The organism is Stappia sp., assembly GCF_965276915.1.
Taxonomy (GTDB): Bacteria; Pseudomonadota; Alphaproteobacteria; order Rhizobiales; family Stappiaceae; genus Stappia.
Genome location: NZ_OZ255709.1, coordinates 4,826,713 through 4,846,526, shown reverse-complemented (window position 1 = coordinate 4,846,526; position 19,814 = coordinate 4,826,713). Strand labels below are relative to the sequence as shown.

Sequence of the window (19,814 nt, the reverse complement as noted above, 5' to 3'; positions counted from 1 at the left end):
CACAGGGTGTGCCCCATCGCGGGACACTGACCCCCGGCCCGGTCGCGTCGCGCCCCGGCCGCGGGGCATAGGCTGGCGTCCCTGCCTTGCAGGACGATGCGAAGCCAGACGCGCGACACTTCATCAAACGATACCGAAACCGAGCCCGACAGCGCACGAGATGCGCCGGCGGTTCGTCACTCTGCAAGGAGAGCCAAGCATGGCTTCCCAGACGAAGAAGCACCGCAAACCCGCCATCCGGATGACCCGCTCGGACCATGAGCGGCTGTCGGGGCTGGCCGAGAACTTCCTCGCCAGGAATCCGGTCGTCGCCGAGGAACTCCTTGCCGAACTGGATCGTGCCCGGATTGTCGCCGACGGGCGGATTGCGGAGGATGTCGTGCGCATGGGCTCGCGGCTGCGGTTCACCACGGATGCGGGAGAGGACCGCCGCGTGTCGCTGGTCTTCCCCGGGGATGCGGATATCGCCGAGGGAAAGGTTTCCGTGCTCACCCCGATCGGGGTGGCCCTGATCGGCCTTTCGGCCGGCCAGTCCATCGACTGGACCGCGCGGGACGGGCGCACCCACCGCCTGACGGTCGAAAGCGTCGAGGCGCCCGCCGAGTTGGCGGCCGGCGAGCCGCGACCGGCATCGTGAACCACCTCCGGTCTCCCCGCGACCTTTCGCTGAGCGGAGGTTGCCTTATCGCAGGATCGTAGCCCCTGTGCCGCAGCGCGCGGCCAGGGGACCCCTCCATTTCGTGTCACGACAACCGCTCCCCGCAGCGGAGCGATGGAGACCTGCGATGTTGAACGAGACCTGCATCCTGACCACCAAGGATTTCACCATTCTCGAGGCGATGCGCGACCGCCGCACCGATCCGCGCGATCCCATGGCACAGATCCTGAAGAGGAAGCTGGAATGCGCCCGGGTGGTCTTTCACGACGATGTTCCCGGAAACGTCGCGACGCTGAACAGCCGCGTGACGTTTCGGGTCGACGGCGCCTGTGCTGAAACACGGGTGATCTCGCATGAGCGAATGAACCTGCTTGTGGGTGTGTTCCAGCCGGTCACGACGCCGCGCGGACTGGCCCTTCTGGGCCTTGCCGAAGGGCAGGAATACCGCCTTTCCTGGCGTGGCCTGGAAGAGTGCGTCGTGCTCGATGCCGTGAACTACCAGCCGGAGGCGGCACGGGGCGGCAGGATGCCGGAGGGCGGGGCGGCGCTGCGTGCAATGTCGCCGTTCAACGCATCGCCGGGCATGCCCGTGCTGCGGCTCGTTCACGGGGCTCGCGCGGATCGCGCCGGAGAGACCGCCGGCGACTGAGACCCGGCAGGCGGTTCCCAAAAGGCGGCAGCCGGCCGGGGCCGCCTATCCGTGCCCGCCTATCCGTGTCCGTCTATCCGCGCCCGGTTGGGGAGCCGGCGGCCAACCGGGTCAGGACGGCCAGCATCAGTTCCGCCCCCTGTTCGATGTCGGGCCAGTCCGTGAATTCCTCCGGCGCGTGGCTGACGCCGTTCCGGCTGGGAACGAAAACAAGGGCGGACGGGCACAATGCCTGCATCGTCTGGGCGTCATGGCCGGCGCCGGACGGCATGTCGAGCGCGGCGAGCCCGAGCCGCGCGGCTTCCTCGCGCAGGACACCCGTCAGGTCCGGATCGAGCGCCACCGGCTCCATCCGGCTGTGCTCCTCCACCGTGCAGCCGAGCCCGTTCGCCTTGGCGACCGCCGTCATGCACTCCCGCATCGCATCGCAGAGTGCTGCGATGCGCGCAGGGTGGGTGTCGCGGATGTTGACGACGAAATCGGCACGACCCGGCACCGTGTGCATGAAGTTCGGCTGGATATCGAGCTTGCCGATGGTGATGCGGCTGTTCTCGCCGCCATGGGCAGCCAGGATGTCGGGAATGGCGTGCGCGATGCCCGCCATGCCGGCGAGAGCGTCGGCGCGCAAGTGCATCGGCGTGGTGCCGGAATGGTTTGCCCTGCCGTCGAGACGGACCGCCAGGTTGACGAGACCGGCCACGGTGTGGGCGATGCCCACGGGTATGCCGCGTTCCTCAAGCACCGGTCCCTGCTCGATATGCAGTTCCAGGAAGGCCGCGACGGAACCGGGCGCGCGTGCCGCCGTCAGTGCGTCGCGGGCATCGAGGCCGCATGATTTCATCGCCTCGGAAAGCCGCGTGCCGTCGGCGTCGATGGCGGCGTCCAGTTGTTCCGTCGTCACCGTGCCGGCAATCGCCTGGGACCCGAGCATGCCGCCGAAGCGCCCTTCCTCTTCCGCCGTTGCCACCACCTCGACGGCGACGGCCGGCACAATCCCGGCATCGCGCATCGCACGCACGCATTCCAGCGCGACGCAGGCGCCCAGTGCGCCGTCGAAGGCACCGCCCTCGGGCACCGTATCGAGGTGCGAGCCGACCAGGATCGAGGGGCCGCCCCGGGGGCCGAAACGGCCGAACAGGTTGGCGACGCCGTCCCGGCTCACCGCCAGCCCGTCCCGGCGCATCTCCTCCATGAACCACGTCCGCACCGCCATGTCGGCCTGCGAGTAGCCGGTGCGGTTGAAGCCGCCGGTGCGCGGGTTTTTCCCGAACGCGTTGACGCCGTCGAGCAGGGCCCGCAGGCGCGAGGAGTTGATGCGCGGGGTGTGCTCGGACATGTCTTTTGCCTCTTTTTCAGATGTTTGCCGGGAGGGGCGACGCGTGCGCACAGCTTGGCCGATAATTTATCATGATAAAAGGTTGCACAAGATCAGATTATCAGAATTAATTATCGGGCGCGAACGGAGGACACGCGATGAAAAAGCTTCTGGCAGCCGCCATCACTGCCGCGGGGGTGTTGCTGGCATCACCGGCGCTTTCCCAGACACCGCCCAATGTTCTGGTCGTCGGCCAGATCGCAGAGCCGAAATCCCTGGACCCGCACGCCGTGACGGCGGTCAACGATTTCCGCATCCTGGTGAACGTCTATGACGGGTTGACCCGCTACAAGGACGGGACGCTCGAGGTGGAGCCCTCGCTCGCCGAAAGCTGGACGATCTCGGATGACGGGAAGACCTACACGTTCAAGCTTCGCCAGGGCGTCGTCTTTCACGACGGAACGCCCTTCAACGCGGAGGCGGTGAAGTTCAATTTCGACCGGATGCTGAACGAGGATCACCCGTTCCACGACACCGGGCCGTTCCCGCTCGCCTTCTTCTTCTCCGCCGTCGACGAGGTCGTGGCGGTCGACGAGACGACCGTCGAGTTCCGGCTGACGGAGCCTTTCGCGCCCTTCCTGTCCAACCTTGCCTATCCGACCGGGCTGATCGTCTCGCCGGCGGCGGTGGAGAAGCACAGCAAGGACTTCGGTCGCAATCCGGTCGGCACCGGCGCTTTCCGCTTCGCCGAGTGGGATGCCAACGCCAAGCTGGTGGTGACCCGCAACGAGGACTATTGGGACGGCCCCGCGCCGCTGGAGGCGGTCATCTACCGGCCGATCACCGATGCCAACACGCGCATCGCGGAGATGCTGTCGGGCGGTCTCGACGTCATGGTCGAGGTGCCGCCGGACAACCTGACGCAGTTGCGGGACGATGCAGCCTTCACCGTTCACGAGCAGGCCGGGCCGCATGTCTGGTTCCTGATCCTGAACACGAAGGAAGGCCCCTTCGCCAAGAAGGCCGTCCGCCAGGCCGCCAACTATGCCATCGACAAGAAGGCGCTCACCGAGAACATCCTGCAGGGCACGGCCGCCATTGCCGCCGGCCCGACGCCGCCCGCCTTCGCCTGGGCCTATAACGAGGCGCTGCAGCCCTATCCCCATGACCCGGAAAAGGCGAAGCAGCTTTTGGCCGAGGCCGGTTATGACGGCGAGGAACTGACCTTCTATGTCACCGAAGGCGGTTCGGGCATGCTCGATCCGATCGCCATGGGCACGGCGATCCAGGCCGACCTGCAGGCCGTCGGCATGAAGGTCAGGATCGAGACCTACGAGTGGAACACGTTCCTCGGCAAGGTGAACCCGGGGCTCGAGGGCAAGGCCGACATGGCGGAGATGGCCTGGATGACCAACGATCCGGACACGCTGCCGTTCCTCGCCCTGCGCTCGGAGGCCATGCCGGACAAGGGCGGCTTCAACTCGGGCTACTATGCCAACGAGAAGGTGGACGAGCTGCTCGACAAGGCGCGGGCGGTCACCGACCAGGGCGAGCGGGCGAAGCTCTACAAGCAGATGCAGGAGATCGTCCATGAAGACGCGCCCTGGGTCTTTGTCGCCAACTGGAAGCAGAACGCGGTCACCGGCGCCAATGTGGAGAACTTCAAGCTGCAGCCGTCGTTCTTCCTGATGCTGCAGGACGTCGCCAAGCCCTGAGGCAGGCGGCACCGCACCCGGCCGCCCGCTCCCGTTGCAAAGCGGGAGCGGGCGGCCCCGACAAGGGAGGCGCGGCGCGCGCCGAACGAGACGCGAAAAGGCTTCAGCCATGGCAGCCTATATAGCCAAGCGCCTGCTTGCCGCGATCCCGGTCCTGCTCGGACTGTCGATCATCGTCTTCCTCATCATGGCGATGATCCCGGGCGATCCGGCAACGGCGATCCTGGGGTCCTACGCGACGCCGGAAAACGTCGCCAAGCTCAATGCGGATCTCGGCCTCGACAAGCCGCTGCCGCAGCAATACCTGATCTGGCTCGGCAACATCCTGCAGGGTGACTTCGGTCGTTCCTACGCGCTCAACCGGCCGGTGCTGGACGAGGTGCTGGAACGCTTTTCCGCGACGCTGATCCTTGCCGGCACGGCGCTTGTCCTGTGTTCCGTCCTCGGCCTGCTTGCCGGCGTCGTCTCCGCCGTGCGCCAGTACGGCTTCGCCGACAAGGCGATCACCGTCCTCGTCCTTGTCGGCATCTCGACGCCGTCCTTCTGGCTCGGACTGCTTTTGATCCTGGTCTTCGCCGTCAAGATCAGGCTGTTCCCGGCAAGCGGCATGTACGCCATTTATGGCGGCGGCGACCTGCCGGACCTCCTGCACCACCTGTTCCTGCCGGCGCTGACGCTTGCGGTGGTGGCCACCGGCGTGATCGCCCGGCTGACCCGTACCGCGATGCTGGAGGTGCTGCGGCAGGACTATATCCGCACCGCCCGGGCCAAGGGTCTCACAGAGCGCCGGGTCATCTATCGTCATGCCTTCAAGGCGGCGCTGGTCAGCGTCATCCCCGTCATCGGCATCCAGGCCGGCTTCGTGCTCGGCGGCGCCGTCTATATCGAGACCGTGTTCCAGTGGCCGGGGATCGGCTCGATGCTCGTCAACGCGATCTCGACGCGCGACCTCCTGCTGGTGCAGGGCGGCGTGGTCGTCGTCGCCGCCGCCTATGTGCTGTTCAACCTGGCCGCCGATGTCGTCCAGACCCTGCTCGATCCGAGGTTGCGCTGATGAGTGACACCGCCGCCACCGGTTCCGCAGGCGGGACGCACAAGGCCCGAAAGCGCGGCCGGCCGGGCCCCTTGCGGCTGCTTTTCAACAACACGCTGGCAACGACCGGGCTTGTCGTGCTTGCCGCGATCGTGCTGGCGGCGCTCGCCGCGCCCTTGCTGCCCTTGCCCGACCCCGATGTCACCGCGCCGGCCGACCGTCTCATCAGGCCGCTGGCCGAAGGGCATCTCCTGGGCACGGACGCGCTCGGCCGCGATATCCTGTCGCGGCTGGTCTGGGGAACGCGGGTCAGTCTCGCGGTCGGGCTTTCGGCGACGCTGATCGCGGCCTTCTTCGGCTCGCTGATCGGGCTTGTGGCGGGATATGCGGGCGGGCGCACCGACACGCTCCTGATGCGCGGCATCGACATGGTGATGGCCTTTCCCTACATCCTGCTGGCGCTGGCGATCGTCGCCGCGCTCGGACCCGGCCTCATCAACGCGCTCTATGCAATCGCCGTGATCAACATTCCCTTCTTCGCCCGCAACATCCGGGGCATCACGATCGGCCTGTCGCGGCGCGAGTTCGTCGATGCGGCGCGCCTGTCGGGCAAGTCGAACGCGGCGATCCTGTTCGGCGAGGTGCTGCCCAACGTGCTGCCGGTGATCATCATCACCATGTCGACGACGATCGGCTGGATGATCCTGGAGACGGCGGGGCTTTCGTTCCTGGGTCTCGGCGCGCAGCCGCCGCAGGCGGATCTCGGCTCGATGCTCGGCGACGGGCGCAAGATCCTTTTCACCGCGCCGCATGTGTCGATCATTCCCGGCCTGATGATCTTCGCCCTCGTGATGAGCATCAACCTGTTCGGCGACGGCGTGCGCGACGTCCTCGACCCGAGGCTCAAGTCCGGCGCGCTGACGCGCCCCGTGGCGCGCACGGCCGTGGACCCGAAGCGCGAGGCGGAAGCGCGCAGGCATTCGGGCAGCGTGCTCGATGTCATCGGCCTCAACACGCAGTTTCATGTCGGGGGAGATATCTACCGGGCGGTCGGCGGCGTCGACCTGCAACTGGAACCCGGCGAGTGCCTGGGGATCGTCGGCGAATCCGGGTCCGGAAAGTCGGTGACCGCCATGTCGCTGATGGGGCTGGTGCCCACGCCGCCCGGCCGCATCGCAGCAGGGTCCGCGTGGCTGGAGGAGGAGGATCTCTTTTCCGTCGACGACGAGCGTATCCGGCAATTGCGCGGGGCCGACGTCAGTCACGTCTTCCAGGACCCGCTGTCGACGCTGCATCCGCTGTTCACGATAGGCGACCAGCTTACCGAGGCGATCATGGCGCACCGGCCGATGCGCCGGTCGCAGGCCGACGAAAAGGCGGAGGAGCTGCTGCGGCTGGTGCGCATCACCAATCCGGCTGAGCGGCTGAAGGTCTATCCGCACGAATTGTCCGGCGGCATGCGCCAGCGCGTCTGCATCGCCATGGCGCTGGCAAACGATGCCAAGGTGATCATCGCCGACGAGCCGACGACGGCGCTGGATGTCACCGTCCAGGCGCAGATCCTGTCGCTGCTGGACGCGCTGCGACGCGAGAGCAACGCGGCGATCCTCTTCATCACCCATGATTTCGGCGTGGTGTCGGCGGTCTGCGACCGGGTGGCGGTGATGTATGCGGGGCGCATCGTGGAGACCGGCGGGACCGAGGCGGTGCTGGCGCGTCCGGCCCATCCCTATACGGGCAAGCTGATCGACTGCGTGCCGGTGCTCGGGCAGCCGGGGCGGCGGCTGGATGCCATCGAGGGGCGGCCGCCGGTCGTCAACGCGCTGCCCGCGGGCTGCGCCTTTGCGGCGCGCTGCGAGCGGGCCGAGGACGATTGCCGGCAGGGCGAGATCCCGCTGACGGCGTTTGGCGAGGGCCGCGCCGTGCGGTGCCTGCACCCGCTGAAAGGGGAGGCCGTCGATGCCTGAGGCAGCGCTTCTGGAGATAAAGAACGCCGAACGCGTGTTCGGGGGCGGGCGAACCCTGTTCGGCAGGGCCTTGCCGGCGGTTCATGCGGTGCAGGGCGTTTCCCTCGACGTGCGCAAGGGCGAGACGCTGGGCGTGGTCGGGGAATCCGGTTGCGGAAAGTCGACGCTTGCCCGCCTGATCGTCGGGCTGGACCGGCCGACCGCCGGCAGGATCACCTTCGACGGCCGCGACCTTGTCGCCGATGCGCGGCGCGATCCGCGGACGCTGGCCCGGCGCGTGCAGTACGTGTTCCAGGATCCGGTCGCCTCGCTCAATCCGCGCAAGACCATTCGCGCGATCCTGGAGGCGCCGCTGCGCCATCTGCTGGACCTGGACAGGAGCGCGCGCGCGGCGCGGCTTGGCGAATTGATGGAGGCGGTGAACCTTGCGCCGGAGTTCCTCGACCGCTACCCGCATGAATTCTCCGGCGGACAGGCGCAGCGGATCGGCATTGCCCGCGCGCTCGCCGCCGATCCGGAGCTGATCGTGCTCGACGAGCCGGTGTCGGCGCTCGACGTGTCGGTGCAGGCGCAGGTGCTGAACATTCTCGACGGCCTGAAGACCCGTTTCGGGCTGACCTACGTGTTCATCAGCCACGACCTGTCGGTGGTGGAGAGTGTCAGCGACCGCGTCGCGGTGATGTATTTCGGGCGCGTTGCCGAAGTCGGACCGGCACGCGAGATCTTCGCGGCACCCCGGCACCCCTACACGCATCTGCTGCTGAAATCGGCACCGGTTCCGGGCAGGCGCTCGCTCATTCCCGAAGACGCCAATACCGAGTTGCCGGATCCCTACAATCCGCCACCCGGCTGCGCTTTCCATGCGCGCTGTCCGCGTGGTACGGACGTCTGTCTGGCGAAGCATCCCGCGCTCGAACGCGTGAGCGGCGCGGTGCCGCATGACGCGGCCTGCCACCATCCGGTGGACGGGAGGGGAGACGGGGAGGAACATGTCCGAGCTTGATCCGACGGCGCCAGCGCCGATGCTCTCGCAGCTCTCCGCCATCCTGCGCCGGCCCAAGCGTCCGGACGTCATTGCCGACAAGATCCGGGAGATGATCGTGGCGCAGGGGCTCGTCCCCGGTGACCGGGTGCCGCATGACTGGCTGCTGCCCGAAACGCACGGCGCCTCGCGCGGAACATTGCGGGAAGCGCTGAAGGTCCTCGAGTTCCAGGGACTGACGACCAGCAAGACCGGGCCGGGCGGCGGTGTGTTTGTCTCCAGTGTCGGCGCCGGCCAGGCAATCCGCCTGCTGGACAACCTGTTCCTGTTCCAGCCGCCGTCGATCGCCGACATCTACGCGATCCGCAAGGAGCTCGAACCGCTTCTGGCCGCAAGCGTCGCCGGCAAGCTCTCCGCCGAGGCCTTTTCCGCGCTGCAGGAGACCATCCGCCTTTACGAAAGCGAGCCGCAGACGGCGGAAGAGGAATACAAGCAGCGCCTTGCCGAGCTGGATTTTCACCTTGAACTGGCGCGCCGCACGGACAATGCGCTGCTCGGCTTCATCTGCATCTTCCTGGTCAGCCTGCTGCGCGACATGACCGCGTGCCGGGCGATCTACCGGGAAGCCAACCCCTCCCTTCGCGAAACCGGGCTGGACTACCAGATACGCCTGTTGCGCGCCATCAAGGCCGGGGACGCGGAGCGCGCCCGCCGCATCATGCGCGAACACATGATCGCCGCCGAGGCCTACATGCTGGAACGCGCCGAGTTCGTGCGCGGATAACCGGGCCCGCCGTGCGGGGGCCTTCACCCTGCCCATGACCGCAAGGCACGGACCGCGATCCTGCGCGATCCGCCCTTTCCGGTTGCCGCGCCGGTTTTCCGCGTCGGTTTTTCGCGTCGGGGCGCACGCGATGCTTGCACGGCCGCGCCTGTTTCTCCTTCCGCTTTTGTTTCGCCCCGCCAGCCATGGCCGCCACGCGTCCGGTATTTAGGAAGCTCATTCTCCAATAGACAGAAATCACAGGTGGATTAGTATGATTGTCCTAATGAACTGTCATATGGTGGAATGATATATGCAAATTGACGAGTTTGATCGAAAGATACTATCCGCAATTCAAGATGATGCTAGTTTATCCGTAGCTCAGATTTCAGACCGCGTAGGTCTTTCGACCACGCCATGCTGGCGGCGGCTTCAGAAGCTTGAGCGCGAAGGGTATATCGACGGCCGCGTAACGCTTTTGAATCAAAGCAAAATCGGCCTCGATCTGACGGTGTTCGTGATGATACGAACCAGCCATCACAACACGGAGTGGCTGGAAAAATTCAACAAGGTGGTGGGTCTTTTCCCGGAAATTGTTGAAGTGAACAGGTTGGCCGGTGAGTACGACTATCTGTTGAAAGTGATCACTCGGAGCAATTCGTCGTACGACGCGTTCTACAAGAAGTTCATCAATCTAATCGAGTTGAATGATGTCACATCCTGTTTCTCAATGGAACAAATCAAGCGAAGCACGCGGCTTCCGCTCGACACTGTCGGAGGCGGGACCTGAGGCCCTGATCGATGCCATTCGCGCCGGCGTCATCGGCGAGGGGCAGGCGATCGCCACACCGTTCGGTGTCCGTCCGCTCGTTTATGCGGATTACGTGGCCTCGGGGCGCGGCCTGTCCTTCGTCGAGGACCTCATCCGCTCGCAGCTCCTGCCGAACTATGGCAACACCCATACCGAAACCTCCCATACCGGGCGCAGAACCACGCAGCTGCGCGAGATCGCCCGGGAGACGGTCCGCAAATCGGTTGGCGCCGGTTCCGGCCATGCCGTGATCTTCACCGGCTCGGGGGCGACCTCGGCCGTCAACAAGCTCGTGCGGGCGCTGCAGCTGCAGGGCACGCTGCCGCGGCGCTCCGAGCTCGCCGGGCTGGCGGAAGCCGACAGGCCGGTCGTGTTCGTCGGTCCCTACGAGCATCACTCGAACGATCTGCCCTGGCGGGAAAGCGGCGCGCGCATCTGCAGGATTCCGCTGGACGGGGACGGGGGCATCTGCCTGCGGACCCTGGAGCGGGAGCTGGATGCGGCATCCGCCGGTGTGGCCAGGATCGGCGTTTTTTCCGCGGCCTCGAACGTGACCGGTATCAAGAGCGACACCCGCGCGATCGCGCGGCTCCTGCATGCCCATGACGGGCTGTTCTTCTGCGACTTCGCGGCCGGCGCGCCCTACATGCCGGTCTCGATCGCGGAGAGCGCTGCGGGAGCCGCAGATCATCCCGACGCATTGTTCCTGTCTCCGCACAAGTTCATCGGCGGCCCGGGCGCCTCGGGCCTGCTTGTCTGCGACGCCTCGCTGTTCGAGGGGATCGAGCCGACGATGACCGGCGGCGGCACGGTCAGCTACGTCACCGCGACCGGCCACCGCTATGTCGCCAGCGTCGAGCGGCGCGAGGAAGCGGGAACGCCCAATATCGTCGGTGACATCAAGGCCGGTCTCGTCCTGGAGCTTAAGGACCGGGTCGGGGCGCGCGAGATCGAACGGCGCGAGGCGGCGATGGTCGAGCGCGCCATGCGCAGCTGGGCGGGCGATCCGAATATCGAGATCCTCGGTCCTGCCGAGGCGGATCGGATCGGGGTGTTCGCCTTCAACATCCGCTGCGGCGCCAAGAAGCTTCACTACGGTTTCGTGGTGGCCCTGCTCAACGACCTGTTCGGCATCCAGGCGCGCGGCGGGTGTTCCTGCGCCGGTCCGTACGGTCATGCACTGCTTGGCATCGACGAGGCCGACGCGGCCCGGCACGAAGAGAAGGTCGGCGACGGGCAGGGGCTTCTCCGGCCGGGCTGGGTCCGGCTCGGGTTCAACTATTTCTTCGATGACAGGACCACGCAGTATCTCATCGAAGCTGTCCGGTTCGTGGCGGCTCACGGCGCCGCGTTCATGTCGCTTTACGAGGTCGATCCGCGAACCGGCGTGTGGAGCGTTCCCCGTTTCGCATCCAGGGCGGCGGCACGCCCCGAGAGCCTGATCGACGCGCTGTGCGAAAGCGATGTGCCGACGGGCACGGGCGATGCGGTTCCCGATTTCGCCGAGTGCATGGCGAAGGCGCGGGAGCTGGCCGCCTCGCAGCTCTCCGGTCTTGGCGTCAATGCCGCGCTTCCCGAGGCGGGGTCCTCAACCGACTGTCTTTCCTGGTTCTGGACCCGGGACGAGATCGCCGAGCTGAACAGACAGTTGATTGAGGCCGCCGAAACTTCTATCCACGAACCCTCCTCCCGCCCGTCCCCCACGGGCCTGCCGTCCGCCTTCCCGCGGACATCCTGATCACGGACCGCGCCGATGTTCTCCAGCCAGCAGATATCGGATTCCCTTTGGGCGGATGTCTCCCCGGCCCGGAACGCGGCGCCTGCGCTGACGGGCCGTGCCGAGACGGATGTCGCCGTCATCGGCGGCGGCTTCTCGGGACTTTCGACGGCGCTTCACCTGGCGCGGGCCGGTCACTCGGTCACCCTGCTGGAGGGGAGAAGCGTCGGATATGGCGGTTCGGGGCGCAACAACGGCCAGGTCATCCCGACGATGACGGCGGCCGAACCGGATGCGATCGAGGAAAGGTTCGGCGAGGCGGGCGAGCGTTTCGTCGCGCTGGTGCGCGACAGCGCCTCCTACCTGTTCGACACGGCGCGCACCGAGGGCATCGACTGCGAGGGCGAGCAGACGGGCTGGTTCCAGCCGGCGCACCGGGAAAGCCGGATGAAGCTCTCCGAGGCCCGGGTCACGGCCTGGGCCAAGCGCGGCGCGCCGGCACGGCTTCTCGACCGGGCGGAAGCGTCCCGCGTTATCGGTTCCGACCGCTGGTTCGGCGGCATGTACAATCCGACCGGCGGGCATATCAATCCGCTGGCGCTTGCCCGCGGCCTTGCCAGCGCCTGCGAGGCGAAAGGCGTCGTGATCCACGAGGCAAGCCCGGTCGAGGCGACCGGGCGGCGCGACGGCAAGTGGCACCTGAAGACGCGGGACGGCGAGCTCGTCGCTCGCGCCGTGATGCTGGCGAGCAACGCCTATACCGGATTCCAGGAAGCCGGCCTCGCCCCGAAGGTGGCGCGCTCCGTGGTTCCGGTCCTTTCCTGGCAGATGGCGACGACGCCGCTTGACGAGGCGCAGCGCGAAGTGGTGGTGCCGGGGCGCGAGGCGGTGTCCGACACCCATGGCGATCTTCATTTCTTTCGTTTCGACAAGCGCAACCGGCTGGTGACGGGCGGCGCGCTGGCGGTCGGCCACAACGGGCCGGAGAGGCTGAAGGCGCTGGTCGGGCGCCGGCTGCAGGAGGCCTTCCCGGTTCTCGGCCGGCCGGAGTTCGACTTCGTCTGGAACGGCTATATCGGCATGACCGAGGACCGTTTCCCGTATATCTGCCAGCTCGGCCCGGATTTCTGGTGCTGGGCGGGCTGCAACGGGCGCGGCGTCGGGCTCTCGGTCTCGCTCGGCCGGGAACTTGCCGCCGCCCTGACGGGAACGCCGGTGGAGGAGCTGGCGCTGCCCCTGTCCGACCCCAGGCCGATCCCGCTGCACGGCCTCGTCAAAACGCTGGCACCCCCGTTGATGCTGCCTCTCTACCGGTGGCGGGACGGGCGCGACTAGATCGCCGCAACGACAAGCAAGCCGCAACGACAAGCAAGAAGGAACCCCGGATGACCCAAGACGCTTCCAGCGAGCCCGTTGTCACTCTCGACATGCTGAAGGCCGCCTTCGCCATGCGCGCCAAGGCCTATGCGCATATGTTCGACGTCCTGCGCGAGGCGTTCGGCGCCGACCGGGCGGTCGAGCTGATCGGCGAATCCACCCGCCGGCTCGGCAAGGACATGGGCACGAAATTCGCGCATCTGGGCCCGGACGACCTGCCGGGACTGAAGGAGGCGTTCATTGGCGGCATTCCCTGCTCGGCGCAGATGTTCGCCCCGGAGATCAGGAAATGCGACGCGGAAGGGCTCGAAATCCAGTTTCACCGCTGCCCTCTCAAGGACACCTGGGTGGAGCAGGGACGCAACGAGGAAGATCTCGAGCTGCTGTGCAAGGCGGCCGGCGCCATTGACGGCGGGCTCTTTACAGAAGCGGGCTTTACGTTCAAAGGGGAAACCTGGACGAAGGGAAAGACCGGCTGCTGTCTCCTGAAAGTCGAGCCGGGACCGCATCACGGGTAAAGCAACCTCGTTCTGAAACGAGGAATAAAAAGAATTCACAATTTCTTCCAGAAAACGGAGAAGGTCACTATGGAAATCTCTCGCAGAAATTCTCTCGGACTGTTTCTTGGAACGGTCGGGTTGCTTGCTCTCCCCATCAGCGCTGTTGCCGAAGGGCCGGTCTATCTGGGTTACCAGCTGCCGCTCACCGGCAATACGGCCCAGTATGGCCAGGACTTCAAGACGGCGGCGGAGATCGCCCTCAAGGATTTCAACGCCTCCGGCAAGCTGAAAGTGCCGGTCGAGATCATTTTCGAGGACTCCCGCTCCGACGCCAAGGAAGGTGTCGCGATCGCCCGCAAGTTTGTCGATGACGACCGCATCGTCGCGGCGCTGGGCGACTTCACCTCCACCGTCTCGATGGCCGCGGCCCAGGTCTACAAGCGCGCCGAGATGGCCCAGCTGAGCCAGACCGCCTCGCACCCGGACTTCGCCAAGATCTCCGAATGGCAGTTCCGCAACATCACCACGCAGGCCCAGGAAGGCGTCTACAACGCCGACTGGATGAACGAGGGCGGCTACAAGAAGATCGCGGTGATCGCCGAGCAGACCGACTGGGGACAGTCGGTGGTCAAGGACTTCGCCGAGAAGGTCGAGGCCAATGGCGGCGAGGTGGTCTTCACCGAGTTCTTCAACCGCGGCCTGCCGGACTTCCGTTCGATCATCACCAAGATCGAGCGGTCCAAGCCGGACGCGATCTACACGGGCTTCTTCTATGAGGACGGCGCCCAGTTCCTCAAGCAGATGAAGCAGCTGAGCGTCGAGACCCCGGTCTATTCGACCTCCGCCGCCTACAACCAGAAGCTCGTCGAGCTCGCCGGACCGGCCGCCGAAGACCTGTTCCTGACGGTCACCTTCCTGCCCAACAGCGAGAGCGACCACGTCAAGACCTTCGTCGACGAGTGGAAGGCCGCCCGCGACGGCGCCGAGCCCGGCCAGTTCCCGGCCCAGGCCTATGACGCCGTGAACATCATGCTCGAGGCCGTCGCCCGTGCCTATCCGGACGTCTCGCGCCAGAACGTCCGCGACGAGCTGGCCAAGACCAAGGACTTCCCGGGCGTTACCGGCGTCACGTCCTTCGACGAGAACGGCGAGGCCCTGAAGCAGCTCACCAAGGCGACGGTGACCGACGGCCAGTTCGTCCCGCTCAAGTAACGTCGCGCTTTCCCTCCCCGGGCTGCCGTCCGGGGAGGGAAGACGCAGCGGGGCTCCGCAGGGCCTGTGCGTATCGGGGAACTGCCGCCGCCATCACCCGGACCTCCGGGGGCGGGGAGCGCTGCCGGTACGTCTGGTTCCAGTGTTCCTAGCTTGCCAGGACAGACACCCGTGATCGATCCATACTATCTGCAGCAGTTCACGATCGGCATATCCCTGGGCATGGTCTATGCCCTGATGGCCATCGGTTTCACGCTGATCTTCGGCGTTCTCAACGTCGTCAACTTCGCCCATGGCGAGGTCTACACGATCGGCGCCTTCGCCGGCATCATGGCGATCGCCGCCTTCGGCCCGCCGTTCCTCGTCATCGTCTTCATCGTGCTGGCGGTCGGTGCGCTGGCGGGCTTCAGCCTGGAAAGGCTGGCGTTCAGGCCATTCCGAAGATTTTCGGACGAAGCCTCGCTGAAATCGCGGGCCATGCGCGAAGCGACGCTGATGTCCTCGCTGGCCATGTCGATCATCGCCCGCGAGGCCATGGAGCTGCTGTTCGGCTCCGAGTTCCAGACCATCGACATCAGCTACCTGATCAACAAGCCGATCTCGCTCGGCCCGGTCACCATCGTCAACGGCGACATCATCATCTTCGTTGTCTCGGTGCTGATGCTGGGCGGGCTGCAGTGGCTGCTGAAATACAGCTCCATCGGCCTGTCCATCCGCGCGGTGTCGAACAATCCGCTGGGTGCGAAATATGTCGGTATCAACACCGACCGCACCATCGTGCTGACCTTCGTCATCGGCTCGATGATGGGCGCGCTCGCCGGCATTCTCGTCGGGCTCTATTACGGCGCGGTGTTCCCCTCGATGGGCTTCATCCCGGGCGTCAAGGCGTTTGTCGCCATGGTCATGGGCGGCTTGAGCTCGATACCCGGGGCCGTGATCGCTGCCCTCGTGCTGGGTGTGGCGGAGAGCATGTCGACCACGTTCATGTCGTCGGTCTGGGCCGACATGGTCGCGTATATCTTCCTCATCGTCACCTTGGTGTTCTTCCCGCAGGGGCTCTTCGGAGCGAGGAGGGAACGTGTCTAAGGACTTCATTCAGTCGGCGGGCATGAAGCTCGCCATCCTGGCGGTGCTGTTCGTCGCCCTTCCGTTCCTGCTGGAGTATCTCAGCAAGGGCTACATCTACCAGGTGGTCATGACCGCCCTGATCTTCTCGCTGCTGGCCGTGTCGCTGCAGCTGGTCACGGGCATTGCCGGCCTGCTGCATCTGGGCCATGCCGCCTTCTATGGCGTCGGCGCCTATATCGCGGCGCTGGCCGGGGCCGACTACGGCATCGGCTTCACCCTCGGCCTGCCGCTGGCGGGCCTGGGCGCGGCGGCCATCGCCTTCGTCGTCGCCCTGCCGACCATGCGTCTCGTCAGCATCTACTTCGCCGTCGCGACGCTCGGCATCGGCCAGATGATCTTCCTCGTCCTGCAGAACTGGGTCGAGGTGACGAAGGGGCCGAACGGCGTCAGCCTGAACTCCGAGATCGAGCTGTTCGGCTACACCGTCGAGAGCGAGCTGGGCATCTACTTCGTGGTGGCGACCGTCGTCTGCGCCTCGATCTGGGTCATCCACCGGCTGAGCCATTCGTATTACGGCAATGCCCTGCGCAGCCTGCGCGAGGACGACCAGTGTGCCGATGCGATGGGCATCAACACGGTCCGGCTGAAGATCGAGTCCTTCATGATCTCGTCCTTCTTCGCCGGAATCGCGGGCGCCCTGTGGGCCTACACCACGCGTTACATCTCACCGGTGGACTTCGACTTCGCCGAATCGATCCTGATCCTCGCCATGGTCGTGGTCGGCGGGCTGGGCAGCATTCCCGGCGCCGTCATCGGCGCCTTGCTGCTGATCCTGTTGCCCGAGGTCCTGCGCGAGGTGGGCGACATGCGCAACGTCATCGTCGGCTTCGTGCTGTTCTTCTCGATCCTGTTCCTGCCCAAGGGGCTGTTCGGAGAGGTGCCGGCGCTCAACTTCATCCGCCGCCAGATGGGTGCGGCCTGGCAGGACAATCCCGACAAGCAGAAGGTGGGCTGGAAATGAGCGCCATGCTGGAGGTCTCCGACGTCTCCCGGCGCTTCGGCGGCCTGATGGCGGTCGACAGCGTCACCACCAGCGTCGGGGAAGGCGAACTGGTCGGGCTGATCGGGCCGAACGGCGCCGGCAAGACGACCCTGTTCAACCTGATTTCCGGCTTCACGCCGGTGTCCTCGGGCGAGATCCGCTATCGCGGCGAGAAGATCAGCGGGCTGAAGCCCTCGGTCATCGCCAGCCGGGGCATCTCGCGCACGTTCCAGAACCTGCGCGTCTTCCCCAACATGACCGTGTTCGACAATGTGTCGGTCGGTGCGGTCGGGGCGATCGGCCAGAGCCCCTGGCAGGCAATCCGCTCCGGCTCGAAGCGGGCCAGGGAGATTTCGGAACGGAGCTGGGAGGCGCTTGAGAAGGTCCAGCTGACCCGGTATGCCAACGATCTTGCGGCCAACCTTGCCTATGGCAAGCGCAAGTATCTGGAGATCGGGCGGGCGCTGGCGATGAAGCCGGATCTTCTCGTGCTGGACGAGCCGGCCGCGGGGCTCAACGATTCCGAGACGGCCGAGCTTGCCGCCTTCATCAAGGAACTGCACGCGGACGGGCTGACGGTCATGCTTGTCGAACACGACATGGGGCTCGTCATGAGCATCTGCGAGCGCATCGTCGTGCTCGCCTCGGGCAAGAAGATCGCCGATGCCGAACCTGCCGTCGTGCGGCAGACGCGAGAGGTTCTCGAAGCGTATCTGGGGGTGGACGAGTGAACGTTCTCGAAATCGAAATCCTGTCGCTGCGCATCGGTGTCCAGGACATCCTGCACGAGATCACCTTGAGCCTCGCGGACAAGGGCATTCTCGCCATCCTGGGCGCCAACGGCGTCGGCAAGACCAGCCTGATGCGCTGCATCTCCGGGATCTACCAGCCGACGGGGGGCGAGATCCGCTATGACGGCGCGAACATCGCCGGCCTGAAAAGCCACCAGATCGTGGAAAAGGGCATCCTGCAGGCGCCCGAGGGGCGGCAGATCTTTTCCAACATGAGCGTCCTGGAAAATCTCACCATCGGGGGCGGGCCGCTCGGCACGCAGGAACTCGACCATGTGCTGAAGCTGTTCCCCAAGCTGAAGGAACGGCTGAAGCAGGGAGCGGGGTCGCTTTCGGGCGGCGAGCAGCAGATGCTGTGCATCGGGCGGGCCTTGATGCGCAAGCCGAAGGTGCTGCTTCTCGACGAGCCTTCGCTCGGCCTTGCCCCGATGCTGGTGCGCTTCATCTTCGACCTCGTCGAGGAGATCCGCGCGGAAGGCTATGCGATCCTGATCGTCGAGCAGAACGCCAGGGCAGCGCTCCGGATCGCCGACCGGGCGGCGGTGATCGAGGGCGGGCGGATCGTGATGGAAGGCGCGGCGAGCGAGCTTGCCAATGACAGCCGGGTTGCCGATGCCTATCTGGGAGGGCATGTGGGCGCGCAGGCCTAGCCGCGCGCTCCTGCTGCCCCGGACAGGGTGCCCCGGACACGGGTGCCACAAAGACGCGAAAGGACACTGCCATGACGCTTCCGATGATCGAGAAACGCCGCATCGAGGCTGCGGTCCTCAAGCATGTCTTCGACGTCCTGGTAGAGCGCCACGGACGCGAGGAGGCGGAGAAGGTGATCGGCGATGCTGTCTCCAATTCCGCCATCGCGCAGGGCAAGGAATTCCGCGACAAGGAGGACCACGAGCCGGACCTCAAGGATTTCGCCGACCTCCTGCCGCTGTGGAAGATGGACGGGGCGCTGGAGATGGACGTGATCGAGGAAGGGCCGGACAGGCTCGACTTCAACATCACCCGCTGCCGCTATTCGGAGATGTACAAGGAGATGGGGCTCGGCGATATCGGCCACCTTCTCTCCTGCAATCGGGATGGCGATTTCTGCATCGGATACAATCCGAAGATGGAACTGACGCGCACCCAGACCATCATGAAGGGCGCGGGCCATTGCGACTTCCGCTACCGGCTGCATCGCGGCGGGGAACAGTCCTGAACGAGGGGATTGCCTGCCGGCTTTCCAACGTCCGGACAGGGCTGTAGCCTTGGCCGCGATGGCCAACGAGAAGTCCCTCACGCTCCGACAGATCGAGGTCCTGCGCGCCGTCATGGTGGCGGGCTCGATCGCCGGCGCGGCCCGCATCCTGAACGTGGCGCAGCCCGGCATCAGCCGGACGATGAAGCATCTGGAAGCCTCGCTCGGCATCAAGCTCTTCACCCGCAGCGGCGGCCGGTATGTTCCCACGCCGGAATCGCAGCAGGTCTTCCTGCAGCTGCAGGAAGTTCACAAGAAACTCCTCCACCTGCAGGTCTCGATCGGGCAGATGGAACGCGGCCACGATGTCGAGATATCGCTGGCCTCGGTGCCGAGCATCGCCAACGTGCTGGTGCCCCGCGCGGCGGCCGGGCTGAAGGCGCGCTACCCCGACATCCGGATGAATATCGAGATCCTCAAGATCGAGGAGGCCATCGATTTCCTTCTCCTTGGCAAGGGGCAGTTCGTGTGCATGAGCCATCGCTTCGACCATCCCTCGATCGTGTTCGAGCACCTGGCGGTCGGGAACCTCGTCTGCGTCGCCCATCGCGATCATCCGCTCGCCCGGCTGGAGAGGGTCAGCGCCGCCGACATCGCCGCCTTTCCGCTGATCGGCATCGACCCGGCGGATCCTTACGGGGCGATCCTTGCCGACATCTTCTCCCGGCAGGGTCTCGATTTCCGTATCGAGATCAGGGCCCGGTTCGGCACGACGGTGCTTGGTCTTGTGCGCCAGAACCTCGGCGTTGCCGTGCTCGACAATTTCACGGTCGCCGAACTGCACGGCCCGGACCGCGACATCCGTCTCGTTCCGATCGTCGAGAAGACGCCGTTCCGAACCTATGTTGCCCGGCGCTCCGATCTCGAGATATCGGGCTTCGCGGAAGCGTTCATCGAATTGCTGCGCGGCGAAATGGACGCGGTCACCCGGCGCGGACTTTCATAACACAAGGTTATGGATATCGTAATTATTGGTA

At 65.7% G+C, this 19,814-nt stretch carries 19 protein-coding genes; 18 read left to right on the top strand and 1 reads right to left on the bottom strand.

What is annotated here, in order from left to right; translation table 11 throughout:
* The first annotated feature begins 199 nt into the window (after nucleotides 1-199).
* Together rnk and ACQY46_RS22640 are read left to right on the top strand one after the other, a co-directional pair.
* Nucleotides 200-637, top strand: a complete 438-nt coding sequence (rnk, locus tag ACQY46_RS22645; RefSeq protein ID WP_428698215.1) for a nucleoside diphosphate kinase regulator — start codon at nucleotides 200-202, stop codon at nucleotides 635-637.
* Nucleotides 638-785: 148 nt separating this feature from the next.
* The gene (locus ACQY46_RS22640) at nucleotides 786-1,307 is read left to right on the top strand and encodes a nucleoside-diphosphate kinase (protein WP_428698214.1); all 522 of its coding nucleotides are present in this window, start codon (nucleotides 786-788) and stop codon (nucleotides 1,305-1,307) included.
* 73 nt (nucleotides 1,308-1,380) lie between these two features.
* Here the strand turns inward: ACQY46_RS22640 and ACQY46_RS22635 are convergent, their stop codons facing one another.
* Nucleotides 1,381-2,643: a Zn-dependent hydrolase gene (locus ACQY46_RS22635; protein ID WP_428698213.1), complete on the bottom strand. Its 1,263-nt coding sequence runs from the start codon at nucleotides 2,641-2,643 to the stop codon at nucleotides 1,381-1,383.
* A gap of 137 nt (nucleotides 2,644-2,780) precedes the next feature.
* On the opposite strand from ACQY46_RS22635, the gene ACQY46_RS22630 reads away from it, so the two are divergent.
* From ACQY46_RS22630 to ACQY46_RS22555, 16 genes are all read left to right on the top strand, one after another.
* Nucleotides 2,781-4,337 carry an ABC transporter substrate-binding protein gene (locus tag ACQY46_RS22630; RefSeq protein ID WP_428698212.1) on the top strand — a complete coding sequence of 519 codons (1,557 nt, stop codon included), beginning with the start codon at nucleotides 2,781-2,783 and terminating at the stop codon, nucleotides 4,335-4,337.
* 109 nt (nucleotides 4,338-4,446) lie between these two features.
* The gene (locus tag ACQY46_RS22625) at nucleotides 4,447-5,391 is read left to right on the top strand and encodes an ABC transporter permease (RefSeq protein WP_428698211.1); all 945 of its coding nucleotides are present in this window, start codon (nucleotides 4,447-4,449) and stop codon (nucleotides 5,389-5,391) included.
* Nucleotides 5,391-7,337, top strand: coding sequence for a dipeptide/oligopeptide/nickel ABC transporter permease/ATP-binding protein (locus tag ACQY46_RS22620; RefSeq protein ID WP_428698210.1), 1,947 nt, complete (start codon nucleotides 5,391-5,393; stop codon nucleotides 7,335-7,337). Before ACQY46_RS22625 ends, ACQY46_RS22620 begins: the two co-directional genes overlap by 1 nt.
* Nucleotides 7,330-8,340, top strand: coding sequence for an ABC transporter ATP-binding protein (locus ACQY46_RS22615; protein WP_428698209.1), 1,011 nt, complete (start codon nucleotides 7,330-7,332; stop codon nucleotides 8,338-8,340). The genes ACQY46_RS22620 and ACQY46_RS22615 overlap by 8 nt, the downstream gene beginning before the upstream one ends.
* Nucleotides 8,327-9,103 carry a FadR/GntR family transcriptional regulator gene (locus ACQY46_RS22610; protein ID WP_428698208.1) on the top strand — a complete coding sequence of 259 codons (777 nt, stop codon included), beginning with the start codon at nucleotides 8,327-8,329 and terminating at the stop codon, nucleotides 9,101-9,103. The genes ACQY46_RS22615 and ACQY46_RS22610 overlap by 14 nt, the downstream gene beginning before the upstream one ends.
* A gap of 298 nt (nucleotides 9,104-9,401) precedes the next feature.
* On the top strand, nucleotides 9,402-9,872 hold the full coding sequence (locus ACQY46_RS22605; protein ID WP_306029602.1) for an Lrp/AsnC family transcriptional regulator: 471 nt from the start codon (nucleotides 9,402-9,404) through the stop codon (nucleotides 9,870-9,872).
* Nucleotides 9,793-11,631, top strand: a complete 1,839-nt coding sequence (locus tag ACQY46_RS22600; protein ID WP_428698207.1) for an aminotransferase class V-fold PLP-dependent enzyme — start codon at nucleotides 9,793-9,795, stop codon at nucleotides 11,629-11,631. The genes ACQY46_RS22605 and ACQY46_RS22600 overlap by 80 nt, the downstream gene beginning before the upstream one ends.
* A 15-nt stretch (nucleotides 11,632-11,646) precedes the next feature.
* Nucleotides 11,647-12,945 (top strand): NAD(P)/FAD-dependent oxidoreductase, encoded by a 1,299-nt coding sequence (locus ACQY46_RS22595; protein WP_428698206.1) that lies wholly within the window; start codon nucleotides 11,647-11,649, stop codon nucleotides 12,943-12,945.
* Nucleotides 12,946-12,995: 50 nt separating this feature from the next.
* Complete coding sequence (locus tag ACQY46_RS22590) at nucleotides 12,996-13,505, top strand: L-2-amino-thiazoline-4-carboxylic acid hydrolase (RefSeq protein ID WP_428698205.1); 510 nt, start codon at nucleotides 12,996-12,998, stop codon at nucleotides 13,503-13,505.
* 120 nt (nucleotides 13,506-13,625) lie between these two features.
* The gene (locus tag ACQY46_RS22585; RefSeq protein WP_428698204.1) at nucleotides 13,626-14,699 is read left to right on the top strand and encodes an ABC transporter substrate-binding protein; all 1,074 of its coding nucleotides are present in this window, start codon (nucleotides 13,626-13,628) and stop codon (nucleotides 14,697-14,699) included.
* Nucleotides 14,700-14,870: 171 nt separating this feature from the next.
* Nucleotides 14,871-15,785, top strand: a complete 915-nt coding sequence (locus ACQY46_RS22580) for a branched-chain amino acid ABC transporter permease (RefSeq protein ID WP_428698203.1) — start codon at nucleotides 14,871-14,873, stop codon at nucleotides 15,783-15,785.
* Nucleotides 15,778-16,788 (top strand): branched-chain amino acid ABC transporter permease, encoded by a 1,011-nt coding sequence (locus ACQY46_RS22575; RefSeq protein ID WP_428698202.1) that lies wholly within the window; start codon nucleotides 15,778-15,780, stop codon nucleotides 16,786-16,788. The genes ACQY46_RS22580 and ACQY46_RS22575 overlap by 8 nt, the downstream gene beginning before the upstream one ends.
* Nucleotides 16,785-17,540, top strand: coding sequence for an ABC transporter ATP-binding protein (locus tag ACQY46_RS22570; RefSeq protein WP_428698201.1), 756 nt, complete (start codon nucleotides 16,785-16,787; stop codon nucleotides 17,538-17,540). The genes ACQY46_RS22575 and ACQY46_RS22570 overlap by 4 nt, the downstream gene beginning before the upstream one ends.
* Nucleotides 17,537-18,250, top strand: coding sequence for an ABC transporter ATP-binding protein (locus ACQY46_RS22565; protein WP_428698200.1), 714 nt, complete (start codon nucleotides 17,537-17,539; stop codon nucleotides 18,248-18,250). Before ACQY46_RS22570 ends, ACQY46_RS22565 begins: the two co-directional genes overlap by 4 nt.
* A 71-nt stretch (nucleotides 18,251-18,321) precedes the next feature.
* Nucleotides 18,322-18,798 (top strand): L-2-amino-thiazoline-4-carboxylic acid hydrolase, encoded by a 477-nt coding sequence (locus tag ACQY46_RS22560; RefSeq protein ID WP_306029472.1) that lies wholly within the window; start codon nucleotides 18,322-18,324, stop codon nucleotides 18,796-18,798.
* A gap of 58 nt (nucleotides 18,799-18,856) precedes the next feature.
* The gene (locus ACQY46_RS22555) at nucleotides 18,857-19,783 is read left to right on the top strand and encodes a LysR family transcriptional regulator (protein WP_428700552.1); all 927 of its coding nucleotides are present in this window, start codon (nucleotides 18,857-18,859) and stop codon (nucleotides 19,781-19,783) included.
* Nucleotides 19,784-19,814 lie beyond the last annotated feature (31 nt).

What these genes read in the sequence shown, in the direction of transcription:
- rnk (WP_428698215.1), top strand. Translation starts at nt 200, where the DNA reads ATGGCTTCCCAGACGAAGAAGCACCGCAAACCCGCCATCCGGATGACC.
- ACQY46_RS22640 (WP_428698214.1), top strand. Translation starts at nt 786, where the DNA reads ATGTTGAACGAGACCTGCATCCTGACCACCAAGGATTTCACCATTCTC.
- ACQY46_RS22635 (WP_428698213.1), bottom strand. Translation starts at nt 2,643, where the DNA reads ATGTCCGAGCACACCCCGCGCATCAACTCCTCGCGCCTGCGGGCCCTG.
- ACQY46_RS22630 (WP_428698212.1), top strand. Translation starts at nt 2,781, where the DNA reads ATGAAAAAGCTTCTGGCAGCCGCCATCACTGCCGCGGGGGTGTTGCTG.
- ACQY46_RS22625 (WP_428698211.1), top strand. Translation starts at nt 4,447, where the DNA reads ATGGCAGCCTATATAGCCAAGCGCCTGCTTGCCGCGATCCCGGTCCTG.
- ACQY46_RS22620 (WP_428698210.1), top strand. Translation starts at nt 5,391, where the DNA reads ATGAGTGACACCGCCGCCACCGGTTCCGCAGGCGGGACGCACAAGGCC.
- ACQY46_RS22615 (WP_428698209.1), top strand. Translation starts at nt 7,330, where the DNA reads ATGCCTGAGGCAGCGCTTCTGGAGATAAAGAACGCCGAACGCGTGTTC.
- ACQY46_RS22610 (WP_428698208.1), top strand. Translation starts at nt 8,327, where the DNA reads ATGTCCGAGCTTGATCCGACGGCGCCAGCGCCGATGCTCTCGCAGCTC.
- ACQY46_RS22600 (WP_428698207.1), top strand. Translation starts at nt 9,793, where the DNA reads ATGTCACATCCTGTTTCTCAATGGAACAAATCAAGCGAAGCACGCGGC.
- ACQY46_RS22595 (WP_428698206.1), top strand. Translation starts at nt 11,647, where the DNA reads ATGTTCTCCAGCCAGCAGATATCGGATTCCCTTTGGGCGGATGTCTCC.
- ACQY46_RS22590 (WP_428698205.1), top strand. Translation starts at nt 12,996, where the DNA reads ATGACCCAAGACGCTTCCAGCGAGCCCGTTGTCACTCTCGACATGCTG.
- ACQY46_RS22570 (WP_428698201.1), top strand. Translation starts at nt 16,785, where the DNA reads ATGAGCGCCATGCTGGAGGTCTCCGACGTCTCCCGGCGCTTCGGCGGC.
- ACQY46_RS22560 (WP_306029472.1), top strand. Translation starts at nt 18,322, where the DNA reads ATGACGCTTCCGATGATCGAGAAACGCCGCATCGAGGCTGCGGTCCTC.
- ACQY46_RS22555 (WP_428700552.1), top strand. Translation starts at nt 18,857, where the DNA reads ATGGCCAACGAGAAGTCCCTCACGCTCCGACAGATCGAGGTCCTGCGC.